Origin of the sequence: Novosphingobium soli, assembly GCF_042432915.1 — a bacterium.
In the GTDB taxonomy this organism is placed as follows: domain Bacteria; phylum Pseudomonadota; class Alphaproteobacteria; order Sphingomonadales; family Sphingomonadaceae; genus Novosphingobium; species Novosphingobium soli.
Genome location: NZ_JBHLWK010000040.1, coordinates 1 through 4225, shown reverse-complemented (window position 1 = coordinate 4225; position 4225 = coordinate 1). Strand labels below are relative to the sequence as shown.

5 protein-coding genes are annotated in these 4225 nt (G+C 59.7%); 4 read left to right on the top strand and 1 reads right to left on the bottom strand.

Features of this window, described 5'->3' with window-relative positions; genetic code table 11:
• On the bottom strand, positions 1-1756 hold a 1756-nt coding region (locus tag ACFFJC_RS20760), incomplete at its 3' end, for a recombinase family protein (RefSeq protein ID WP_379489224.1).
• 26 nt (positions 1757-1782) lie between these two features.
• On the opposite strand from ACFFJC_RS20760, the gene ACFFJC_RS20755 reads away from it, so the two are divergent.
• The 4 genes from ACFFJC_RS20755 to ACFFJC_RS20740 all read left to right on the top strand — a co-directional run bounded on the left by ACFFJC_RS20755 (position 1783) and on the right by ACFFJC_RS20740 (position 4212).
• Complete coding sequence (locus tag ACFFJC_RS20755) at positions 1783-2055, top strand: hypothetical protein (protein ID WP_086493912.1); 273 nt, start codon at positions 1783-1785, stop codon at positions 2053-2055.
• Positions 2056-2172: 117 nt separating this feature from the next.
• Complete coding sequence (locus ACFFJC_RS20750) at positions 2173-3198, top strand: AAA family ATPase (protein ID WP_010336413.1); 1026 nt, start codon at positions 2173-2175, stop codon at positions 3196-3198.
• A gap of 24 nt (positions 3199-3222) precedes the next feature.
• Positions 3223-3753 (top strand): hypothetical protein, encoded by a 531-nt coding sequence (locus ACFFJC_RS20745; RefSeq protein ID WP_283407260.1) that lies wholly within the window; start codon positions 3223-3225, stop codon positions 3751-3753.
• A 51-nt stretch (positions 3754-3804) separates the two neighbouring features.
• Entirely contained in the window at positions 3805-4212 is a 408-nt protein-coding gene (locus tag ACFFJC_RS20740; protein WP_379489223.1) for a S8 family serine peptidase, read from the top strand.
• Positions 4213-4225 lie beyond the last annotated feature (13 nt).

Genomic DNA, 4225 nt, shown 5'->3' with positions numbered 1-4225 from the left:
ACCTGAAGGTCGCAGGTTCAAATCCTGCCCCCGCAACCACCGATACCGACAAACCAGATTTTTCACTGGTTTGTCGGTCTCTGTTAGATCGCCCTCCCGCAACCACCGATACCGACATACCGGACACCCCTGGCGCACCAGCGCCGGGGGTGGTGTCGTTTTTGGCGGATTGCTGCCGCTCAAGCCAATCCAGGATGGTACCGAACTCGCCATGCAGCATGGCGTTGACTTCGCCGCGCCTGGTGCCCGGCGTCAGGACGACGCGCTCGATGAGCCCGCGCAGGGCGTCGGCTGCCTCTTCGCGTTCCTCGGGACAGACCAGCGCGTCTGCTAGCCGCTCGACCTTGCCGCGATAGATCTCGGCGATGTTGGGATGGATATCCGGAACATCAGCCGGGGCGGCAGCGAGACGGGCGCGGATGGCGTCCTCCTGTGCTTCCAGATCGAGGAGGCGGTCGACGAGGGTGCGTGTTCCCTTGCCTTCCTCCACGATGTCCAGAACGCCCTTGATCGCTTTCAGGACCTTGTCGAGTTCAGCGCGATCTGCCGTGTCGGTTGCCCGGCGCTCGCGGTTCAGGCGATTGGTCTCCTCTACGCAGGTGCGAATGGCCCTGGCGGCAACTTCGGGACTCATCATTCGATCGCGGAGGCCATCGAGAACCCGTGCCTCGAGTTTCTCACGAGAAATGCTATGACCATTCGAACAGTTTCTCGTGTCGATATGGTTCGAACATGCAAACCGCCCCTGCCCGCGAAGGGTATAAGACCCGCCGCAGCATCCGCAGTAAACGAGGCCTGAGAGCAGGCTCCTGGGGCGACGGGTGCGGTTCAGCTTATTGTGTGCTGCGCGCGTCGCTTCGATGACGCCGGCATATTGGACCGCTATATCTTCCTGTCTTGCCTTGGCTGCCTGCCACAGTTCCTCATCGACGATCCGTAGATCGGGGACGTCGGTGACGATCCATTCCGATTGCGGATTGATCCGTGACACACGCTTGCCGGTCTGCGGATTCTTGAGATAGCGAAGCCGGTTCCAGACCAGCTTTCCGATATAGAGCTCATTGTTAAGCAGACCGGTTCCACGTTTTGCGTGGCCCCGGATCGTCGTCGATGTCCAAAGTGTGCCGGTCGGAGCGGGTATGCCCGCTTCATTCAAGCGGCGCGCAATCGCCTGAGGGCTAAGTCCGTTGGCGAACTGCCGAAAGACCTGACGCACCACCTCGGCTTCGACGGAATTGATGCTGCGCTCGCCATGGACTGCCTCGCCTTCGCTGGAGAAGCGACGAACAACGTCATAGCCATAACACAGGCCGCCGCCAGACTTGCCTTTCTCGACGCGTCCGCGCAGGCCACGATGAGTCTTCTTCGCAAGGTCCTTGAGGAACAGGGCATTCATGGTGCCCTTAAGGCCGACATGTAGCTCGGACACTTCGCCCTCAGCCAGCGTGACGATCTTCACGCCAGCGAATTGCAGGTGCTTGTAGAGCGTTGCAACGTCGGCCTGATCGCGGGACACGCGATCCAATGCCTCCGCGAGCAGAACATCGAAGCGGCCCATCTGTGCGTCCTGGACGAGAGCCTGAATGCCGGGGCGCAGGATAACGCTGGCACCCGAGATCGCTGCGTCCTTGTAGTTCCCTACGATGTGCCAGCCTTCACGCTTTGCCTGCTCCCGACATATAAGGAACTGATCCTCAATCGAGGCGGCACTCTGCTTGTCGTCGGAATAGCGGGCATAAAGGGCGACGCGGGTCATATCGTTCTCCTCGTGAAGAAATTAACATGATCTTTGTCACCGGCCAAACTGCGCGGCGTGATGGCCAAGGCTTGCTTCCTATCGATTCCGAGTGTGCTTCAATTGTTGTGCCGCTGCACGCGACCATATGTTTCGCCAGCTGCCTGTTATTCCACAATGCCGACGAGGGTGTTGGCGAGTGGAGGCTGGCAATCCTGTCCCGGATGAATCGGGCTAAAAAATGCGCTGCAGACGATGGGAATGGCTTTTATCAGGTTGATTTAACCGCAGGCGACATAGGCCCGTGGCCCCTTGGCTAAGCGCGTCATCTTTTTTGCTGCGCTCGACTGTCCACGCGATAAGATCGACCTGTTGCCGAGCCATTGTTCTGCTATGGGGTGTGAGTAGCTATCGGCTGATCGGAGAAAGGAGGAGTTATGGCTGGCGCAAAGCAGGTGATCGCTCTTCTCGCCGGGCACGTCGAAGGGAATGACGAGCGGGTTTATACGGTCGCGCTGCAGATCGCGGCCGCCGAGGCACGCCAAGGGCACGTCAAGACAGCCGAAACGTTGCGAAAGCTAGTCGATACGGCGCGGACCAGTGCGGGGGGGGGCACTTCCTCCTTACGGCCCCAACTCGCCATCGCAACGCCGTTAGCCAAACCACGCGGCGAACTTGAAGAGTTGGTGCATGTGTCGCACAGCGACACCCGCCTTGCGGATATGACGCTGACCGAGGCGATCCGAGCTCGACTGAGCCGCTTGGTGGTACAGCAGCAAAATCGCGAGCGTTTGCGCGAGTTCGGACAGCATCCGAGCTCAAAACTCTTGTTGGTTGGCCCACCCGGATCGGGCAAGACCTTAACCGCGAGCGCTCTGGCGGGCGAATTGCACTTGCCCCTGTTCACCGTTCGCCTTGAAGGTGTAATTACCCGTTTTCTAGGGGAGAGCGCCGGTAAGCTGCGGCTCATCTTCAATCAGATTGCCCAAATGCGCGGCGTCTATCTCTTCGATGAATTCGACGCGATCGGGGGAAAGCGTGGTGCTGCCAACGAGGTTGGCGAAATGCGTCGAGTTCTCAATTCATTCCTCCAGTTTCTCGAGGAAGCCAATGCAACCGACAGCGTGGTCGTCGCTGCGACGAACCATCCCGAACTTCTGGACAGGGCGCTTGTGCGCCGGTTCGATGAGATCATAGAGTATGGCTTGCCGGATGCGTCAGGCATCAAGGCGATGATGCGCCATCGGCTGGGCCGGATGGCCGGCCGCTCGCTGGGTTGGGAAAAGATTCTCCCCTTGACCGAGGGGCTCAGCCAGGCCGAACTGGCACGCGTCGCAGATGAGGCAACGAAGGAGGCGATCCTTGCCGGTCGCAAGACGGTTGCTACCGATGAGATTTTGGCGGCCCTCAACGCCAGGCGCGCGATGAGAGAAGCGGTCGCCGACATTTTCAACGACAGATAAGATTTTTGCGGCAGATGGGGGATTATGCCGAGCGGTTATAGGCGACAGCATCTACGCATCGATCACTTTGTCGATCTCAAGCCCTACAAACGCCCGAACCGCATGGTTCCCGGGCGCGATCTGGGGAGAGAGACCGAACGCCATGCCGAAAGCCTGAAGCGTGACCTCGCGCAGGCATGGGCCGGCGCCGAGGGCATACTGTCGCTGCGGGACGCCCAGGTTGTGGGCGAACCTGGCCGATATATCGAGTTCGAGACGCTACCGGAGCAACCGCTTCCGGACCTGAACTGGACGAGCAAGGGAATCAGGCTGGCAAGCGTCGCCAGGTCGGACGAGGGGGCAACGATCGGTACGATCTTCGTTCCCGACGCCCAGCAGGAATTCCTCGATATGAAGATCGACGAATATCAGTCCAAGCGCGGAAAATCGGGCCGACCCTCGCACGAGGCGCGTTTCGCGTCAATCGAGCACTTCCGTCTCGCACGACTGGAATCGCTATGGGTCGATGCACGACCGATGCCTGCCGAAGGCGCACCAACGTGGTGGGAATGCTAGTGTTGGCCTGATCGGATCGCCAATTTAGATGCGAAGGCCGCGGCTGTAGATGTGCTCGTCGGAGAAGACAGGCTGCGCTTTGCCGAACGGGAGGTTGTCTTCATCTATGCCGATCGACAGATGCTGGCGAGGATCGTCGCCAGCACGGATGCTGTCGCGGAAATTCGCCTCGGCCGAGACGACGCCAGTTTCTTCACGAGCGGGGAAGGGCGCGATGATCAAAATGGTTGGATCGATGCGACCGTCCAGCGGTTGGTACCGAGCGAGAATGCTGACGGGATCGCTGTCTGTCTACTCGATACAGGCGTCAATCGGGCCCATGCGCTCCTGGCTCCCGTTTTTTCCGCTGACGATCTCCACAGTGTCAATCCAGCTTGGGGTACCGACGACGATCACGGGCATGGCAGCGAGATGTCGGGCCTCGCTTTCTTCGGGGTGTTGATTGCCACTGAGAAGTGACCCGGGAAGGCTA